The sequence below is a fragment of the Agrobacterium sp. CG674 genome (assembly GCF_053521645.1).
Map to the genome: position 1 here is coordinate 771,365 of NZ_JBNWDZ010000001.1, position 16,589 is coordinate 787,953.

18 protein-coding genes are annotated in these 16,589 nt (G+C 56.8%); 9 read left to right on the top strand and 9 right to left on the bottom strand.

The genetic code is table 11. From position 1 onward, the window contains the following. Nucleotides 1-27 precede the first annotated feature (27 nt). Entirely contained in the window at nt 28-516 is a 489-nt protein-coding gene (locus ACQZ51_RS03690; protein ID WP_448775250.1) for an N-acetyltransferase family protein, read from the bottom strand. Nucleotides 517-825: 309 nt separating this feature from the next. Here ACQZ51_RS03690 and ACQZ51_RS03695 point away from each other — a divergent pair, with 309 nt between their 5' ends. From ACQZ51_RS03695 to ACQZ51_RS03705, 3 genes are all read left to right on the top strand, one after another. Next, on the top strand, nt 826-1,281 hold the full coding sequence (locus tag ACQZ51_RS03695) for an ankyrin repeat domain-containing protein (RefSeq protein ID WP_448775251.1): 456 nt from the start codon (nt 826-828) through the stop codon (nt 1,279-1,281). A gap of 162 nt (nt 1,282-1,443) precedes the next feature. Next, nucleotides 1,444-1,902 (top strand): hypothetical protein, encoded by a 459-nt coding sequence (locus tag ACQZ51_RS03700; protein WP_448775253.1) that lies wholly within the window; start codon nt 1,444-1,446, stop codon nt 1,900-1,902. A 145-nt stretch (nt 1,903-2,047) separates the two neighbouring features. Continuing rightward, nucleotides 2,048-2,446 (top strand): hypothetical protein, encoded by a 399-nt coding sequence (locus tag ACQZ51_RS03705; RefSeq protein ID WP_448775254.1) that lies wholly within the window; start codon nt 2,048-2,050, stop codon nt 2,444-2,446. Nucleotides 2,447-3,091: 645 nt separating this feature from the next. On the opposite strand, the gene ACQZ51_RS03710 is transcribed toward ACQZ51_RS03705, so the two are convergent. After that, nucleotides 3,092-3,505 carry a MerR family transcriptional regulator gene (locus ACQZ51_RS03710; protein ID WP_448775256.1) on the bottom strand — a complete coding sequence of 138 codons (414 nt, stop codon included), beginning with the start codon at nt 3,503-3,505 and terminating at the stop codon, nt 3,092-3,094. Nucleotides 3,506-3,635: 130 nt separating this feature from the next. On the opposite strand from ACQZ51_RS03710, the gene dmeR reads away from it, so the two are divergent. Further along, complete coding sequence (gene dmeR / locus ACQZ51_RS03715) at nt 3,636-3,908, top strand: Ni(II)/Co(II)-sensing transcriptional repressor DmeR (protein WP_042618272.1); 273 nt, start codon at nt 3,636-3,638, stop codon at nt 3,906-3,908. Nucleotides 3,909-3,918: 10 nt separating this feature from the next. Then, entirely contained in the window at nt 3,919-4,947 is a 1,029-nt protein-coding gene (gene dmeF, locus ACQZ51_RS03720) for a CDF family Co(II)/Ni(II) efflux transporter DmeF (RefSeq protein ID WP_448775257.1), read from the top strand. A 140-nt stretch (nt 4,948-5,087) separates the two neighbouring features. On the opposite strand, the gene ACQZ51_RS03725 is transcribed toward dmeF, so the two are convergent. The 5 genes from ACQZ51_RS03725 to ACQZ51_RS03745 all read right to left on the bottom strand — a co-directional run bounded on the left by ACQZ51_RS03725 (nt 5,088) and on the right by ACQZ51_RS03745 (nt 11,375). After that, a complete protein-coding gene (locus ACQZ51_RS03725) occupies nt 5,088-5,360 on the bottom strand; it encodes a hypothetical protein (protein ID WP_448775259.1) in 273 nt (90 codons plus the stop codon). A 220-nt stretch (nt 5,361-5,580) separates the two neighbouring features. Then, the gene (locus ACQZ51_RS03730) at nt 5,581-6,675 is read right to left on the bottom strand and encodes a quaternary amine ABC transporter ATP-binding protein (protein ID WP_448775261.1); all 1,095 of its coding nucleotides are present in this window, start codon (nt 6,673-6,675) and stop codon (nt 5,581-5,583) included. Further along, entirely contained in the window at nt 6,668-7,576 is a 909-nt protein-coding gene (locus ACQZ51_RS03735; protein WP_448775263.1) for an ABC transporter permease, read from the bottom strand. The genes ACQZ51_RS03730 and ACQZ51_RS03735 overlap by 8 nt, the downstream gene beginning before the upstream one ends. Before the next feature lie 99 nt (nt 7,577-7,675). Next, nucleotides 7,676-8,689, bottom strand: coding sequence for an ABC transporter substrate-binding protein (locus tag ACQZ51_RS03740; RefSeq protein ID WP_448775265.1), 1,014 nt, complete (start codon nt 8,687-8,689; stop codon nt 7,676-7,678). Nucleotides 8,690-9,275: 586 nt separating this feature from the next. After that, a complete protein-coding gene (locus ACQZ51_RS03745) occupies nt 9,276-11,375 on the bottom strand; it encodes a S9 family peptidase (protein ID WP_448775267.1) in 2,100 nt (699 codons plus the stop codon). 238 nt (nt 11,376-11,613) lie between these two features. Between ACQZ51_RS03745 and ACQZ51_RS03750 the strand changes: the two genes are divergently transcribed. The 3 genes from ACQZ51_RS03750 to ACQZ51_RS03760 are packed head-to-tail and all read left to right on the top strand — an operon-like array spanning nt 11,614 to nt 13,779. Next, nucleotides 11,614-12,015: a DUF930 domain-containing protein gene (locus ACQZ51_RS03750; RefSeq protein ID WP_448775268.1), complete on the top strand. Its 402-nt coding sequence runs from the start codon at nt 11,614-11,616 to the stop codon at nt 12,013-12,015. 60 nt (nt 12,016-12,075) lie between these two features. After that, a complete protein-coding gene (locus tag ACQZ51_RS03755) occupies nt 12,076-12,996 on the top strand; it encodes a dihydrodipicolinate synthase family protein (RefSeq protein ID WP_448775270.1) in 921 nt (306 codons plus the stop codon). A 57-nt stretch (nt 12,997-13,053) separates the two neighbouring features. Continuing rightward, a complete protein-coding gene (locus tag ACQZ51_RS03760; RefSeq protein ID WP_448775271.1) occupies nt 13,054-13,779 on the top strand; it encodes a polysaccharide deacetylase family protein in 726 nt (241 codons plus the stop codon). A gap of 8 nt (nt 13,780-13,787) precedes the next feature. Here the strand turns inward: ACQZ51_RS03760 and ACQZ51_RS03765 are convergent, their stop codons facing one another. Both ACQZ51_RS03765 and ACQZ51_RS03770 read right to left on the bottom strand, forming a co-directional pair. Continuing rightward, the gene (locus ACQZ51_RS03765; RefSeq protein WP_448775273.1) at nt 13,788-14,954 is read right to left on the bottom strand and encodes an AI-2E family transporter; all 1,167 of its coding nucleotides are present in this window, start codon (nt 14,952-14,954) and stop codon (nt 13,788-13,790) included. 116 nt (nt 14,955-15,070) lie between these two features. Next, entirely contained in the window at nt 15,071-15,952 is an 882-nt protein-coding gene (locus ACQZ51_RS03770) for a VOC family protein (RefSeq protein WP_448775275.1), read from the bottom strand. A 187-nt stretch (nt 15,953-16,139) separates the two neighbouring features. Between ACQZ51_RS03770 and ACQZ51_RS03775 the strand changes: the two genes are divergently transcribed. Continuing rightward, on the top strand, nt 16,140-16,550 hold the full coding sequence (locus tag ACQZ51_RS03775; protein WP_448775277.1) for a universal stress protein: 411 nt from the start codon (nt 16,140-16,142) through the stop codon (nt 16,548-16,550). Nucleotides 16,551-16,589 lie beyond the last annotated feature (39 nt).

Consider the following 16,589-nt stretch of genomic DNA (forward strand, 5'->3'; position numbering starts at 1 on the left):
GTTGCCACGCCAAAACGCTTCAATCTCTCAAGCCAGGGCCTGCATGAAGCGCATGCCGGTAACGGGGCGCGGTATGAAATCCATGTTTTCATAGAACTTGTGAGCCGCGAAATTGCCGGTTGCGGCACCCACGGATAGGAAGTCGCAGCCGCAACGCTTGGCGACATCACTGGCGCGCGCCACCAGATGCTGGCCTGTGCCATGGCCACGATGACCATCGCGCACGAAAAGATGGTGCAGCTCCATGCCGCGACGACCCTCCTGGGCGCGGTAGAGCGGCATGAGAATGGCGTAACCGATCAGCGTGTCATCGGCCTCGGCAACCAGCGCCGTAATCCACGGCACATGGCCGAACAGGTCGCGTTCAAGCTTCTCTGCCGTAATCCCCGCGGCATCGCCATGGTGGGCGGCCAGAAGCTCAATCATTTCGTTGAGTTCAGGCAGATCACCCTTGCGCGCAGCACGAATGGTCACAACAGACGGTCTCGGCAAGGTCAGAAGGCTGTCTTCGGTCATTCTCGTGTCCTTCGGGTTCTGGTTTTTGCCGTCAGGACGTTTGAAAACAACAAAGCCGCCTGACGGCGGCTTGTTGACAAAATGATCTGTCGAGCCGCCCTTAAAGGAAGGCCCAAAAATACGTGCAGGAAATCAGTGCGCGTGCGTTGATCATGCGGATTAGATGCGCTGGAATTTGGATTGAGTCAAGTCAGATTTCGGCTTTGCGCCACAAGCGGTCATTGGACCAGCGGAAGATTGCTGATACTGTATGGGCCGCAGTCGCGACGCAGTCTGCACGCTCCACATGAATGTATTTAAGAGGTAAAAATGGCGATCTGGCCGTGGAGAGAAAAACGGGCTAACGTCGATGAGTATGGTAGAAATGCCCTCTGGCATCACGCTGCCGATGGGAACTATGAAGCATTAGACGCCGAGTTGCGTTGTGCTGGCAGCCCTTCCGCCGCAGACCAAGATGGGTTTACCACTCTGCACGTTGCCGCTCAAAACTGCCACCTTGAGATTGTGAGAAGGCTTATCGCGGCACATGCGAAGGTCAATGCTGTGGACCGACATGGAAACGGTCCATTATGGACTGCGAGCAGACAGGCAAGCCTGGCGATCGCCGCGGAACCATCTTTTGAAATCGTAGCGCTGCTTTTGAGCAATGGTGCCGATCCGCACCACCTTAACAACGCTGGAAGATCACCGTCTTTTTGGGCGGCGGGAAGTTCCAGGCTTCGAGAAACATACACCACCGCCGGTGTATCGCTCCTCGCTGGTTGAATGTGTCTCCGAGATTTTATCTACGATAAAGCGTCTTTATTATGCGCAAGGTCCGCACCGGGCCAATGACCGCAATCCGCTTCGCGCAAATCGCGGTCATTGCGTCATTGCGGTGATGGGGACATGCTCTATTGTATTTTCTCGTCACGCCGGGAGATGCTGATGCGGAAGCCACAGGTCGACACCGCAATTCGTAAAGAGATTGACAATTTGCTGGAGCGATCCGGCAAGTTATTTGCATCTGGAGCGTTGCAGTCATCTCTTTCAGTTGCTCTAGAGGCTTGGGACCTGATCCCGGAACCCAAGGAAGCATGGGACTATTATGGGCAGAGCCTGTCTGCAGGTTTTGTCCTCGATTATGCAGACCTCGGCGATAAGCGGAGCTGTCAGAAGTGGATCGAAATTATGGCTCTCATGTACGACGACCTGAACCACGAGGACCATTATGTTCTGATGCAGGAGGGTGAAGCGATGTATAAGCTTGGCGATATAGAAAGGGCCTTTTATGTGTTCTCTCGTGTGGAAGAATTATATGGTGCACGGGGCTTCAAAGGCGAGCAAAAAGCCTATCTTACATTCATTAGGGAGGAACGCGGCAAACGAGCAGCCAGCAGTTCTTGATCCCAAATGAAGCTCTCTTATCCATTCGCCTTGGTTGCTTTGGGTCAAATGCCGCAATGGCGCTGATGCGCCAAAAGGGGTCATTGCCAGCTGTCGGCGAGTACAGCACTGTGGGGGCACGTAATCGTTGAGAACGGTAGTTCGATTGAAACCACCTGCTTGGCAGATCATTCCTTTCGCGGCTGCAGTTGGACCCCTGCTCGGAATGCTTCTGCTGCTTCTTCCCTTCTGGGTGAGAAGCTGGGAAGCCGCCCGGACTCTTCTGGCGATGGGATATGTGTTCGGTCTCGTGCCGTCAGTCGTGGGTGGCGTATTGTTCTCCATACTGCGCTATCGCTTTGGGTCAGGATTTCGTTGTGCCGGTTTTTGCGGCGGATGCGCGACTGGTCTCTGTGAAGCGGTAGCAGCGTACCCCGGCGGGCTGGAGATTTTTTCTTCCGCGTTCTTCTATATGACTGGCATCTGTGGGGTTCTTCCGGCCCTCGGTACCCGGTTCCTGGCCCAATATCTCTTGCCAAATGCTTTTGCGAAGCCTTTGCCATGATGTCGGCTTCGAGCCAAATGCAGCCTTGGCGGCAATGCGTCAATTGCGGTCAATGCGGGTTGTCAGTTCGCCGCCTTGAATTTTTGTAAAAAAGACGGCCAAGAATCCAGCTAATCTGTGTCGCCTTCATCCCCGCATAGATTGCGACGATAACTGTCACGTAAAATATAACTGGGCTGTCAGTGGCTCGCACCAGAGTACTGTGCCTGCGGGTAATTTCTCCCTCGAAAAGCCATCTGACCGGTAAGCCCAATAAGGCTGGGCCAAACATACCCACCCCGATTATGAGGCACCACGTCTGTAGCTTGTCCTTCATACGATCCACCTCCTGCAGACAGACCTTAATACACCCGAGTAGCCGATAGCTATACCTTGACGGTAAGATTCTAGCGATCAAGAGAGGTCCGCAATGGGCCAATCGCCGCCTTTCGTATTGAGCCGCAGGCGGTCGCTAAGCGATGGAAATGCACCGTGTTTGCGGTAGCCCGATGTCGCTGCCACGCTTCTCAACCAGCGCTACGCCGCCGCAAATCGAGCGTTTCGATTCTTGATCGCTTCCTGGGTGAAAGGCAAGAACATTTCCAAGCCAAATTAGATTGCGTGTTTCTGAACCGTGTCCACGAAGGGCCGCAGGTGCATGGCCGCTCAATGCTCATGCTCGCACAATTCGTGGTTTGAGAGCGCGCGGATGACGTAGCAGTCTTCGATGGAGTGGCCGTCGCAGTGGGAGACGATGCGCTCCAGTTCGTATTCTAGCTTTTTGAGCTTTGCGATCTTTTCGCGCACCGTTGCCAAATGGTCGGCAGCGATGCGGTCTGCGCCGTCGCAGGGCATTTCTCGGTGTTGGCTGAGTGCAATCAACTCGCGGATGGCATCGATATTGAGGCCGAGATCGCGGGCGTGGCGCACAAAGGCGAGGCGCTCCAGATCTGACTTTTCATAGCGCCGCTGGTTGCCTTCGGAGCGTTCGGCCGCGCGCAGCAGACCCATCTGCTCATAATAGCGGATGGTCGTGACCTTGACGCCTGTGTTTCTGGATAGATCCCCGATGGAATACATGATCGCCTCATATCTACAGCTTCTATTAGATATGGCTATGAAGCTTACCCATGGCAAGATGGCGGAGGACGCTTGCAACATCATCGCCTCCAATATACCCTACCCCCCTATACTATATTGGGAGAGCATCATGTCACACACGATTGAGAACAAGGACAAGCTGCTGGCGCGCATCCGCCGTTTGAAGGGGCAGATGGAAGCAGTGGAACGGGCGCTGGAAGGTGGCAAGCCCTGCGGCGAGGTGCTGCAATTGCTGGCATCCGTGCGCGGCGCGCTCTCCGGCCTCACGGGTGAGGTGATGCAGGATCATCTGCATGAGCATGTGCTGCATGCCGAAAACGACGAAGAGCGTGCCCGTGCCACGGAAGAACTGGCACAGGTTCTGAAAACCTACATTCGATAAGAGGTGCGCCATGACTGCAGCGACAGATCATCCCCATTCACATCTCCACCCTCATGATCACGGCACGCATGGCCACGTGTTTCTGGGAGAGAACCACGAGCGCAATGAGCGACGGGTCTGGGCGGTTATCGCGCTGACCACCGTCATGATGGTGGCCGAAATTACCGCCGGAAGCTGGTTCGGCTCCATGGCGCTGACGGCCGATGGCTGGCACATGGCTACCCATGCCGGTGCAATGCTGATTTCGGCGCTGGCCTATCTCTATGCGCGCCGCCAGATCAGCAATGCTCGCTTCACCTTCGGCACCGGCAAATTCGGGGACCTCGCCGGTTTTGCCAGTGCGGTCGTGCTGGGCGTCGCGGCTGTCATGATTGCCTGGGAAAGCCTGCTGCGGTTCTTCTCGCCGGTGGAAATCGATTTCAATCAGGCCATTGCCGTTGCCGCCATCGGTCTCGTCGTCAACATCGTCAGCGCATGGCTTTTGAAGGACGACCACCATCATCACCACGACCATGACCACGGTCATTCCCATGGTAGCCACGCCCACCATGGCGATCATGCTCATCACGGAAGTCATGCCCATCATGGAAGTCATGATGGCCATGCCGGCAAGGATAACAATCTGCGCGCGGCCTATCTGCATGTCCTGGCAGATGCGCTGACATCGGTTCTCGCCATCGTCGCGCTTCTGCTGGGCAAATGGAACGGCTGGACGTTTCTGGATCCGGCCATGGGCATCGTCGGCGGGCTGGTCATTGCGCGCTGGTCCTGGGGGCTTTTGCGCTCCACGGGTGCCGTGTTGGTGGATGCGGTGCCGCAGGCGCAAAGCCTGTCCAGCCAGATTCGCAGCATGCTGGAAACGGCTGGCGACAGGATTACCGATTTGCATGTATGGCAGGTAGGGCCGGGGCATCATGCGGCCATTGTCGTGGTCCACACGGCATCTTCGCATGCGCCGTCATTTTACCGGCAGAAGCTGCAATCGATCAAGGAATTGTCGCATATCACGATTGAAATCAACGTCGCCAATCATGGCTGACAACAGCATAGACAGATCATCGAGCCCAAGGCCGGTCTGCCTAGCGGGAGCCGCGATAGCGCGGCTTCAGGTCCGTTAAGTCAATCTTAACGATAAGCCTGTCATCTGATCACGCCTTGGGAAAGGCGTGATGGGAACAATCAGTGTTCGGTGTAGGCCTGGCTGAACCACGGGGATTCGACCTGAGCAGCGCCATCCTGGGAAACGGTATCACTTGCGGTCGCTTCGTTGTTCACGGTCCAGAGAACGTTGGCCAGCGACGTCGCTTCCAGGGCGTTGACGAAGGATATCTTGCTGCCACTGAGGATGGCCTGCTGCTGTTCAGGCGCGACAGCCTCTGTGGGTCGCTTCTCGATGTGCGGTGAGCGACCGTGTTGGGGCGATCCGCCGATGTTGTTGCTGCTGATATTCATAGCAAGCCTCTCTTTGCCTGATTAACGAAGTATTAACGGCTGAAGCTTGCGCGAAGCTTGCGTCGTTGAGGCTGGGAGGGCGTTCACCGCTTGACAGGTGTGAAACTGGTGCTTCGTTTTTGCATTTTACGGACTTGCAAAACGAAAAAATCGGCCACTTGGGCCGATTCTTTGCCTTAAGCCGCCCTTCGCAAAGTGAGTCGCGGAGGGGTGAAGAGAATCACGCGCTGCGTTTTTCCGATTCTGTCACCAGTTGTGGCTTTGGAGGCTCTTCAACGGGCGCCGCATCATCCTGCGTTGCGGGCGTGACCATCGCCGCCATCAGGTTTTCGATGCCGATGCTGCCCACGGTCTTGCCGTCCTCGTCCACCACCTGCGCCGTTGTCTCGTTGGCGTCTGTCATGTCGCGGGCGATGTTTTCCAGCGTATCCGTTTCCAAAACCGAAATACTGTCCGGCGCACTCGTCGCCGGCTCCATCACGGTCGTGGCCTGAAGCACGCGGCTGCGGTTCACATCGCGCACGAAGTCGCTGACATATTCATTGGCCGGATGCTGGATGATGCTTTGTCCATCACCCTGCTGCACCATCTCGCCGTCTTTGAGAATGGCGATATGGTCGCCGAGCCGCAGTGCCTCGTCCAGATCATGGGTAATGAACACGACAGTCTTCTTCAATTCCTGCTGAAGATCGAGCAGCATGGTCTGCATGTCCACGCGGATCAGCGGGTCGAGAGCCGAATAGGCCTCGTCCATCAACAGAATGTCCGCATCATTGGTCAGCGCACGGGCCAGGCCCACACGCTGCTGCATGCCACCGGATAGTTGGTTAGGATAATTTTCCTCATAGCCATCCAGACCCACCCGGTTCAGCCAGTAGCGACCCTTCTCGATGCTGTCCTTGCGGGACACGCCCTGAATATCCAAGCCATAGACGCTGTTTTCCAGAACCGTGCGGTGCGGAAGCAGGCCGAATTTCTGAAACACCATCGCTGTCTTGTGACGACGGAACCCGCGCAGGCTGGATGTGCCCATGGAGCAGACATCCTGCCCGTCATACATCACCTCACCGGCCGTTGGCTCAATCAGCCGGTTGATGTGGCGGATCAGCGTGGATTTGCCGGAACCCGATAGACCCATGACCACGGTAATCTTGCCGCCGGGCATGGTGATGTTGATGTTGTTGAGGCCCAGAACATGATCGTGCTTGTCGTTCAGTTCTGTCTTGCTCAAGCCGTTCTTGACGGCGGCAAGGTGCTTTTCAGGGTGTTTGCCGAAGATCTTGTAGAGATTCCGGATTTCAATGTCCTTAGCCATGCTGCACCTCGCGATATTTCTGCAAACGCTTGCCGAAGGCCTGACTTGCGCGGTCAAACATGATGGCGATAGCCACCAGCGCAAAACCGTTCAGAAAGCCGATTGTGAAGAACTGGTTGTTGATGGCCTGAAGGACATTCTTGCCCAGCCCGCCAACGCCGACCATGGAGGCAACGACGACCATGGCGAGCGACATCATGATGGTCTGGTTGATGCCAGTCATGATGGTGGGCAGCGCGAGCGGCAATTGTACATTCAACAGCTTCTGGGTGTTGGAAGAGCCGAAAGCATCGGCGGCCTCAAGCGTTTCCCGGTCCACCATGCGAATACCCAGATTGGTCAGGCGGATCATTGGCGGAATGGCGTAGATCACAACGGCGATCAGCCCCGGCACCTTGCCGATGCCGAAGATGACGACAACGGGGATGAGATAGACGAAGCTAGGCATGGTCTGCATCACATCCAGACCCGGATTGATGAAGCGCTGCAACCGCTCGGACCGCGCCATGAGAATGCCCAGCGGCAGGCCGATGAGGACGGCGATCAGCGTTGCAATCGCCACGATCGACAGCGTCGTCATCGCATCCCGCCACAGGCCGACCGCGCCGATGAGGCAAAGCGAAACGGCAGTGCCAAGCGTGATGCGGAAACTGCGCCCCGCCAGATGCACCATGGCCAGCAGGCCAAGAAAGATGATGATCCACGGTGTCTGGGTAAAGAAGCGTTCGGATGCGTTCAGAAACAGTTGCAGTGGGTGCACAACGGCATCGATGATATCGCCGTAGCTGCGTACAATATCGCGAAACCCGTCATCGATGGTTTTGCGCGCCACGCGCAGGGTACTGTTGCCAATGGCCGGAAACTTGCACAGCATATCCGGCAGAACATTACAGAGGGCCATTATTGTTTTTTTCCCTAAGGTGTTGATGGAGAAGCTTGTGGGGATGGGTATCCACAGATGCGGAGGCCGCGATCATCTCGCGGCCTCGCCTCATCTTGATTAGATCGAAGCCTTGATCTTCTCAGCCACCTCTGGCGAAACCCACTTCGTCCAGATGTCCTCGTGGTTTTCGAGGAAATAGGCTGCACCGTCTTCGTTGGTGCCCTGGTTTTCATCCATCCAGGCCAGAACCTTGGCAAGTGTGCCGTTGTCCCACGCGCGCTTCTTCACGTATTCGGCCGAAGGGCCGGCCTTTTCGGCAAACGCCTTCGTCACAACCGTATAGACATCGGCAATGGGATAGGCGTTCGGCTTGGGGTCGGCGCAATCGGCCTTGACGATGCATGTGTCATAGGCTTCGCGGTCGAGCGGCACGCCGTCATCCAGCTTCACCATGTCATATTTGCCCATGATGGCCGTTGGTGCCCAGTAATAGCCGAGCCAGCCCGCTTTCTTTTCATAGGCGTTGGAAATCGAGCCATCGAGACCCGCTCCAGATCCGGTATCCACCAGCGTGAAGCCCTTTTCATCTGCCTTGCGTGCCTTGAAGAGATTGGCCGTGGTTGGCTGGCAACCCCAGCCGGGAGGGCAGCCGAACACGGCACCCTTGCTGGCATCTTCCGGTGCCGGGAACAGTTCGGGATGCTTCAGCGCATCTTCAACGGTCTTGATGTCGGGATGTGCATCGGCGAGGTATTTCGGAATCCACCATCCTTCAACGCCGCCTTCGCTTAGGATCTTCACGTCCTGAATGAGGTTGCCGGATTTGACGGCTTCCTCGTAAGGAGCACCGAGCGTGTTCACCCACATTTCAGGTGCCATGTCCGGCTGGCCTTTTTCGTTCATGGAGGTGAAGGTGGGTGTGGTGTCGCCGGTCACGATATCGACCGTGCAGTCATAACCGTTTTCCATGATGAACTTGTCGACGTAAGCCGCGACGCCCGCAGAGGCCCAGTTCATTTCTGCGATGGAGATATTGCCGCATGTCTCAGCGGCGTTGGCGGTGCTTGCGCCAGCGGCAGCGGCAAGGGTGAAGCCCGTGACAATAATGGTCGAGGCGAGGAGTTTCTTCATTGTAAGACCCCCAAGTCTGATGCAGTGTTTATGTTAGACATACCGGGGCACTGCAAAGCCCGGCCTGCCAAAGCGCTGACGCGAACGCGATGTCCGCAGCCAGAACGCAAAGATGAAGCCATGGAGCATCGATTCCGCAAAGCTGTGCGAAAACTCCATGTTGAGTGACATGCGCGGAAAGACGAAAAAATGATCGTCAAATAGAAGCCGCTACGAGGCGACGGAAAAGGCCGCAATCACAGCGGCGAGAAACGCATAAATATGTCAACGGGTTCTATAATACGGCGAGAAGATGATATTGCAACGCAAAAACGCCGCATCGCTGCCATGCAAGGCACTGAGGAACCATTTCGGCGATTCTGTAATACTTTGGAGGGTATGACGTTTACTGTTTTAAATGACGGCTTAACTGCATAAAAAATGAAAATTCAATTAATGATAAATATATATTGCAAGTAGCGACGATGTCGATTTTTTGTGGAAAAAAATCTCACAAAAGTCATTTCAAGAAGTATTTTTCTCCGAATCTGCTGGTTCGTGATGCCCGGGACGTGCCCGAGCATCACAATCACAGAGCTTGCCAGCCTCAAGCCACAGCCTTGCCAGCCACCTTCAGCGCGAACGCATATTCGAAGGCAATCTCCTCCAGCCGCTGGAAACGACCGGACTTTCCGCCATGGCCAGCCGCCATGTTGGTTTTGAGCAGAATAGGGGCTTCACCCGTCGTGTGTTCACGCAGCTTTGCCACCCACTTTGTCGGCTCCCAATAGGTCACGCGCGGGTCGGTCAGGCCGGAAATCGCCAGAAGTGGCGGGTAGGGCTTGTTGCTCACATTGTCGTAGGGGCTGTAAGCGGCGATCCAGCGATACTCTTCTTCCGATTCCAGCGGGTTGCCCCATTCAGGCCATTCCGGCGGCGTCAGCGGCAATGTGTCGTCCAGCATGGTGGTGAGAACATCGACAAAGGGAACAGCGGCGATGATGCCCGCGAATTTCTCAGGTGCCATATTGGCAACCGCGCCCATCAGCATACCACCGGCAGAGCCGCCCTCGGCCACAATGCCGCTATAGGCGGTGAAGCCTTCTTTCACCAGATGGTCTGCAGCGGCGATGAAATCCTTGAAGGTGTTCTGCTTGTGCTCCATCTTGCCGTTTTCATACCACTCGAAGCCCTTGTCCTTGCCGCCACGGATATGGGCGATGGCATAGATAAAGCCACGGTCGGCCAGCGACAGATTGTTGGTGCTGAATGATGCTGGAATGGACATGCCATAGGCACCGTAACCGTAAAGCAGGCATGGCGCGGAACCATCAAGCGGAGTGTCTTTGCGGTAAAGCAGGGAGACAGGCACCAGCGCGCCATCATGCGAAGGGGCCATGATGCGGCGGGTCACGTAATCGTCAGGATTATGGCCCGATGGCACTTCCTGGGTTTTCAAAAGCGTGCGTTCGCGCGTCACCATGTCGTAATCGAACAGCTGGCTTGGCGTGGTCATCGAGGAATAGCTGAAGCGGATGACATTGGTGTCGTATTCGGCGGCACCATGCAGGCCAAGCGAATAGGCTTCCTCGTCAAAGGCAACGCTGTGCTCCTCACCGCTGGTGCGGTCACGGATGACAAGGCGCGGCAGGCCATCGCGACGCTCCAGCCAGATCAGGTGGCGCGCATAGGCGTCGATGGACAGGATCAGGCGGCCCGGCTCATGCGGCACGACTTCAGTCCAGTTTTCCTTGCCCGGTGCCGTCACCGGCGTCTGGCAGATGCGGAAATCCTTGGCGTCGCCATCATTGGTCAGAATGTAGAATACATCGCCGCCTTCACACAGCGAGTATTCGATACCCTCTTCGCGTTCCGCCACGATCTGCGGTTCAGCGGTCAGATCCTTGGTGGAAAGAAGGCGGTATTCGCTGGTTTCATGATCGTGGATGTCGATGAAAATGAAGTCATCCAGCACCGATGCGCCGACGCCCATGAAGAAACCGGGGTCTTGTTCTTCGTATACCAGACGGTCTGATGATTGCGGCTGACCGATAATGTGGTGGTAGACCTTGGACGGGCGGTGGTTCTCGTCCTGCAGCGAATAGAAGAAGCTCTTGCCATCAGGTGCCCAGGCACCGCCACCGGCTGTGTTCTCGATGATGTCAGCCAAGTCTTCGCCGCTTTCGAGCTCACGAATGCGCAGCGTGTAATATTCGGAGCCCTTGTCGTCATATCCCCAGATGCCACGGCTGTGGTCGCTGGATTGGTCCAGCCCACCAAGACGGAAATAATCCTTGCCCTGCGCTTCCTTGTCGCCGTCCAGAAGAACATGCTTGTCGCCACCACCGCGCGGCGTGCGGAAGTAATGCGGTTGCTCGCCACCCGTAACAAACAGCGTGCCATAGGCGAATGGACCGTCATTGACCGGCACGGAGGAATCATCCTGCTTGATACGGCCTTTCATCTCTTCAAACAGCTTCTCCTGAAGTGGCTTGGTATCGGCCATAGCCGCTTCCATATAGACGTTTTCCGCTTCCAGATGGGTGCGAATCTCAGGGTCCAGCAGCGTCGGGTCCTTGAACATGGCCTGCCAGTTATCGGCCCGGAACCAGGCGTAATCATCCGTGCGGGTAATGTCGTGATGCGTGTCACTCAATGGTTTCTTCGCGGCAACGGGCGCTGCGGGCAGATTTTTGAAAATGGACAAGAGTTACTCGCTTTCATGGAAAATCGGTCTGCGTGTATACCAAGATGTAGAGCGCGGGCTGGTGGGTATCAAGGTGGAAAACCGAAAGGGCAGCGCAAGCGCTCCGCAAAATTTGATCGCTTTTCCCTGACATTTTTGAGCGGGATCGCAAATCTGACACATCCGTCCTGTGGAGGTCGCCGCGTGGAATTGCTCCGCGAATCAGAAAAAGAAGAAACGACAAGCTCGACAGGACCCCATGCATAAGCTTACGCCCGTTGCCCTTCTCGCAGCCCTGATATCCGTGCCCATGGCGGCGCCAGCGCTTGCCATCGATGCCAATATTCTGCGCCAGCTGAACGTGCTGGCACCCGAAGAACGCCTTGAGCAGCGTTGCGATATCGAAGCGATGGAGCGCATTGCCAGCGAACAGAAGGGCATGAAGCCCGATAAGGTCATCGCCTATGCCTTTGGTGACCCGGATGTGACCTCAGACAGCATCAAGGCCGCAGGTGCCGTGTTCAGAAGTGGCGGTAACTGGTACCGCCTGCGCTACAAATGCAAGATCGCCACCGCAACCCTCGGTATTCGCGACTTCGACTACAAGGTTGGCGAGAAAGTGCCCGAGGAGCAGTGGGCCAAGCATTATCTTTACGATTGAGATTGCCCGCTGCCATTTTGCCGCATAATCCTATCCTCAACAGGTTTTGGGGATGTGTTCATGAATGTGGGTTTTCACGGGCTTTCGGCGTTTCCACTAACACCGGCAGATGAAGACGGGATAGTCGATGTCGAGGCACTGGCGCGTCTGATCGAGCGTCTGGATGCGGCAGAGGTCGATACGATCGGCCTTCTCGGCAGCACCGGAAGCTACGCCTATCTCTCCCGTGCCGAGCGCCAACGCGCAGTCGAAGCCGCTGCGGCGATCCTCAAGGGCAAAAGACCGCTCATCGTCGGCGTCGGCGCGCTGCGCACCGATCAGTCCGTGGCGCTGGTGAAGGACGCTGAGGCAGCCGGTGCCGATGCCCTGCTGCTGGCACCCGTGTCCTACACCCCGCTGACGCAGGAAGAAGCCTACCACCATTTCGCAGCCGTCGCCGGTGCAACCAGCCTGCCGCTCTGCATCTACAACAACCCGTCCACCACGCATTTCTCGTTTGGCGACGAGCTTCTGGTGCGTCTGGCCTATATTCCGAATATCCGTGCTGTGAAGATGCCGCTGCCGCCTGATATGGCGTTCAAGGCTGAACTAGAGCGCCTGCGCCCACGGCTGGGTGATGGTTTCTCCATCGGCTACAGCGGAGATTGGGGCGCATCGCAAGCCATTCTACAAGGTGGCGATTGCTGGTACAGCGTCATTGCCGGTCTCCTTCCGGTCCCAAGCCTTCGTCTGCTCCGCGCAGCGCAAGCCGGAGACGCTGATGAAGTGCAGCGGATTGAACAGCATTTCCAGCCGCTCTGGTCGTTGTTTCAGGAGTTTGGCAGCTTCCGTGTGATGTACGCGGCCGCAAATCTTTTGTCGCTCACCCATCGCCAGCCACCCTTGCCGGTCATGCCGCTTGGGGTCAGCGATTGTGCGCGGGTGGAGGAGGCACTTTCCAGGCTCGCGGAACTGGATGGCCTGCCATCCGCGACGCCATAATTCCGGCACGTTGCGGGAAGAATGGCTTCTGGCTCGTGATCGTAGAAAGCGCCTGATATGCTGAAGACAATAGCCATCGCCCTCTGGATGGCCTCCGCCGCAACCTCCGCTTTCGCAGGCGATGGGCTGCTGGAACCGACGCTGAAAATGCAGACGGCCAAGGGCGATGCCGTGCGCGTGGCGGTCACGCTGGATGCTTGCATGGGCAAGACGGATTTCCGTATTCTCGACACGCTCGTGGCAGAGAGAATCCCCGCGACCATCTTCGTCACGGCCCGCTGGCTGCGCAACAATCCGCAGGCACTGGCCATCATGCTGGATCACCCTGATCTCTTCGAACTGGAAAACCACGGCGAAAACCACATTCCGGCGGTGGACAAACCCACGCTGATTTATGGAATCGCAGCCGCTGGCTCCAAGGAAGCAGTGCAGCAGGAAGTGGAAGGCGGCATGCGGGCCATCGCCGCTGCCACCGGCCATCAACCGCAATGGTTTCGCGGCGCAACCGCCAAATACACTCGCACCTCCATGGCAACCATCAACCAGTTGGGAGAACGCGTCGCGGGCTTTTCCATCAATGGCGATGGCGGCTCATTGCTGGGTGCGGGCGCGACGGCAAAACATATCGCCTCCGCCAAGGATGGTGATGTCATCATTTCCCACATCAACCAGCCCACCCATGAAGCGGGCGAGGGCGTGGTGAAGGGTCTGCTGGCGCTCAAAGCCCGAGGCGTCATATTCACCCGGCTGGATGACCCCGCTTTCCACCCACCGTCAAACTGATCAGACGATCAGGAGGGCAGGTTCGGCACCACCCGGCGCGATGGGAACAGCTCACGCGCAACCGTCATGCCGATCAGCGAAAGCGGCAGTGCCAGCATGGCACCGGCCGCACCCCACATCCATGTCCAGAAGATAATGGCGACGAAGACCAGAAAAGGGTTAATTTCCATGTTCTTGCCCACCACCGCTGGAAAAGCCAGATTTTCCATCAGCAGGTGAATGGTGAAGAAGACGATGGCGGGCAAAAGCCCGAGGATCAGGCTGTCATGGGTCAGAATGCCGCCAACCGTTAAAGCCAGCGTCATGGCCGTGATGCCAAGGAAGGGCACGAAGCTGGAGAGAAACGCAAACAGCCCCCACAGAAACGGCATGGCCAACCCACCCGCATAGGCGATGATAACCATGCTCACGCCAAGGCCCGCATACATCATCGACGCCGTGGCAAAGTAGGAGCTCAGAACCTGCTCGATGGAGGCGATGGTGCGGATGGTGCGCAGGCGCTGGTGGCGCTGCGGAAAGGCCATGATGGTGGCCTTGCGCAAACGCACACGGCTGTAGAGAAACAGAAGAAGCGCCGCAAAGAAGATCAGGCCCTGCACGATGGCGGGCGTGATGTTCGAGCCCACGACGGAAATGATATCGCCACTGCGCGAGATCAGCGATTCCATCGAGATGGAATTCAGGCTGAAGGTCGCGGAGGATACATTCAGCCAGCGCAGGCTTTGCAGATACGGCACGAAACGGTCGATGGCTTTTTCGACGATCATTGGCCCTTCAGACGCCAGCGTAGAGAGCGGATCGATCAGCGAATTGATGACCAGAAACAAAACCAGCGCAACAGCCGATGAGAGAATGAGCGCCACGGCAAAACCCGGAATGCCATAGGAGTTCAGCTTGGTGGCCGCCACGCCCAGTATCATACCCACCACGATGGCCATGACAACGGGTATGAGGATGAGGGAAAGCGAGTGGATGACACCCATCATGATGACGACAAAAATGCCGACGGTAGACCAGGCAACAGCCACATCCAGCGCCTCACGGCCCAGCGGCTGCTGGCTTCGCTCATCATCCTGCGCGGACCCCATCGCGCCGCCCATCAAAAGCTCCTTATGCTCGGCGGAGATAAGGTTTCGCTCAGCAATTTTCCGGTTTATTCGCGTCTGTTCGTTCATCAAGCGGTCCCCCATCAGGGCGTTGAACGCTCGACTTAAGCACCGGTTCCAAGGTTTCAGAATATTTAAGTGTGGAATGGCGAGGCTACAACCATACTCGCCATTCCGGCCTGTTCTTAAGCCTGCGCAGAAAGCGTCAGGCCGATGCCCCACGGGTCTTTCAGCGTAATGCCATCGCTCTGGCGTGTCGTCGCAATTTCGAGCTTTTCGAGTGCTGCAACGGCACTATCCAAAGCACTTTTCTCGTTGAATTTCAGCGAGTAGCCGGAAAGGCCTGTCATGTTACCTGTGCGGGCCACCGCACCCCGGCTGTTCCAGATATTGGCGGCCACGTGGTGGTGATAGGCACCGGATCCGAAAAAGCTCGCGCCGGGATAGCGCGCCATGATCTTCAGGCCCAGCACATCCTGATAGAAAACATCGGCCTGCGGAATATCGCCCACCTGCAAGTGGATATGGCCAATGGCCGTGCCGTCAGGCGCCTTGGCGAATGTCGCTTTCGGCGCGCTGTCGTAGAGTGCCTGAAGGTCAAGCCGGTTGGTGGCCATGGAAACCGTGCCGTCCGGCTGATAACTCCATTCCTGGGGCGTCCGGTCCCGGTAAACCTCGATGCCGTTGCCTTCCGGGTCAGCCAGATAGATGGCTTCGCTGACGAGGTGGTCGGAAGCGCCCTGAAGCGGCACATTGTTATTGGCAACATGGGTCAGCCACAGAGCGAGATCGCTGCGGGTCGGCATCAAAAATGCGGTGTGGAACAGGCCAGCGGCGCTTGCCGGTGCGCGTGTCGTGCCGTGGCCGGTCGTCAGCGTCAAAAGCGGCTGGCCGCCTGCGCCCAGAACCTCGCCACTTGCCGTCTTCTCGATCACCGACAGGCCGATGATCTTCTGGTAAAACGCCGAGACGCCTGCCAGATCCTGCACCACAAGATGCGCCTGACCCACATAGGCAGGGCGCGTCAATGCAAACATCTCGTCTTTAACCAACTCATGCACTCCCATGAAAACTGTGCCGCTGCGGCACTCTGGAGGCCACTATGCGCGTGTTCCATCGTTCACGAAAGATGGCCGTTTGGTGAAAGAGTGTGCACTCATTGTTGACAATGAGCTGCGTTTGGCTTGACGCGGATCAATTACGCCCTCCGCTTCATTGGGTAGACTAGGGGCATCTGACATGCAGGAGACAGACATGTATAACAGAATTCTTGTTCCGGTCGATTTCAGCGCCGTTGAAAAAGGCGAGAAGATTCTCAAGAAAGCCGAAGCATTGCTTGGCAGGGATGGTGAAATCATCCTGCTGAATGTGGTCGAGGATCTCCCAAATTATCTTGCCATCGATCTGCCGCTCGACATCATTGAAAATGCAATCGATGATGCCAAGGCAAGGCTGACGGCCCTGAAGCAGACTTCGCCTTTTGTCGGCTCAGTCGAGGTCCGCAATGGTTCGGCCGCCCGCGAAATTGTGGCGGCTGCTGCGGATCTGAAAGCGGACCTCATCATCATCGCCTCGCACACGCCGGATATGACCAATTACTTCATCGGCGCGACGGCAGACCGCGTGGTGCGCCACGCCAAATGCTCCGTTCTGGTGGACCGTTAGGCCAGGGGCACCCTGCCAACCTTACTTTTGCGACAGGCG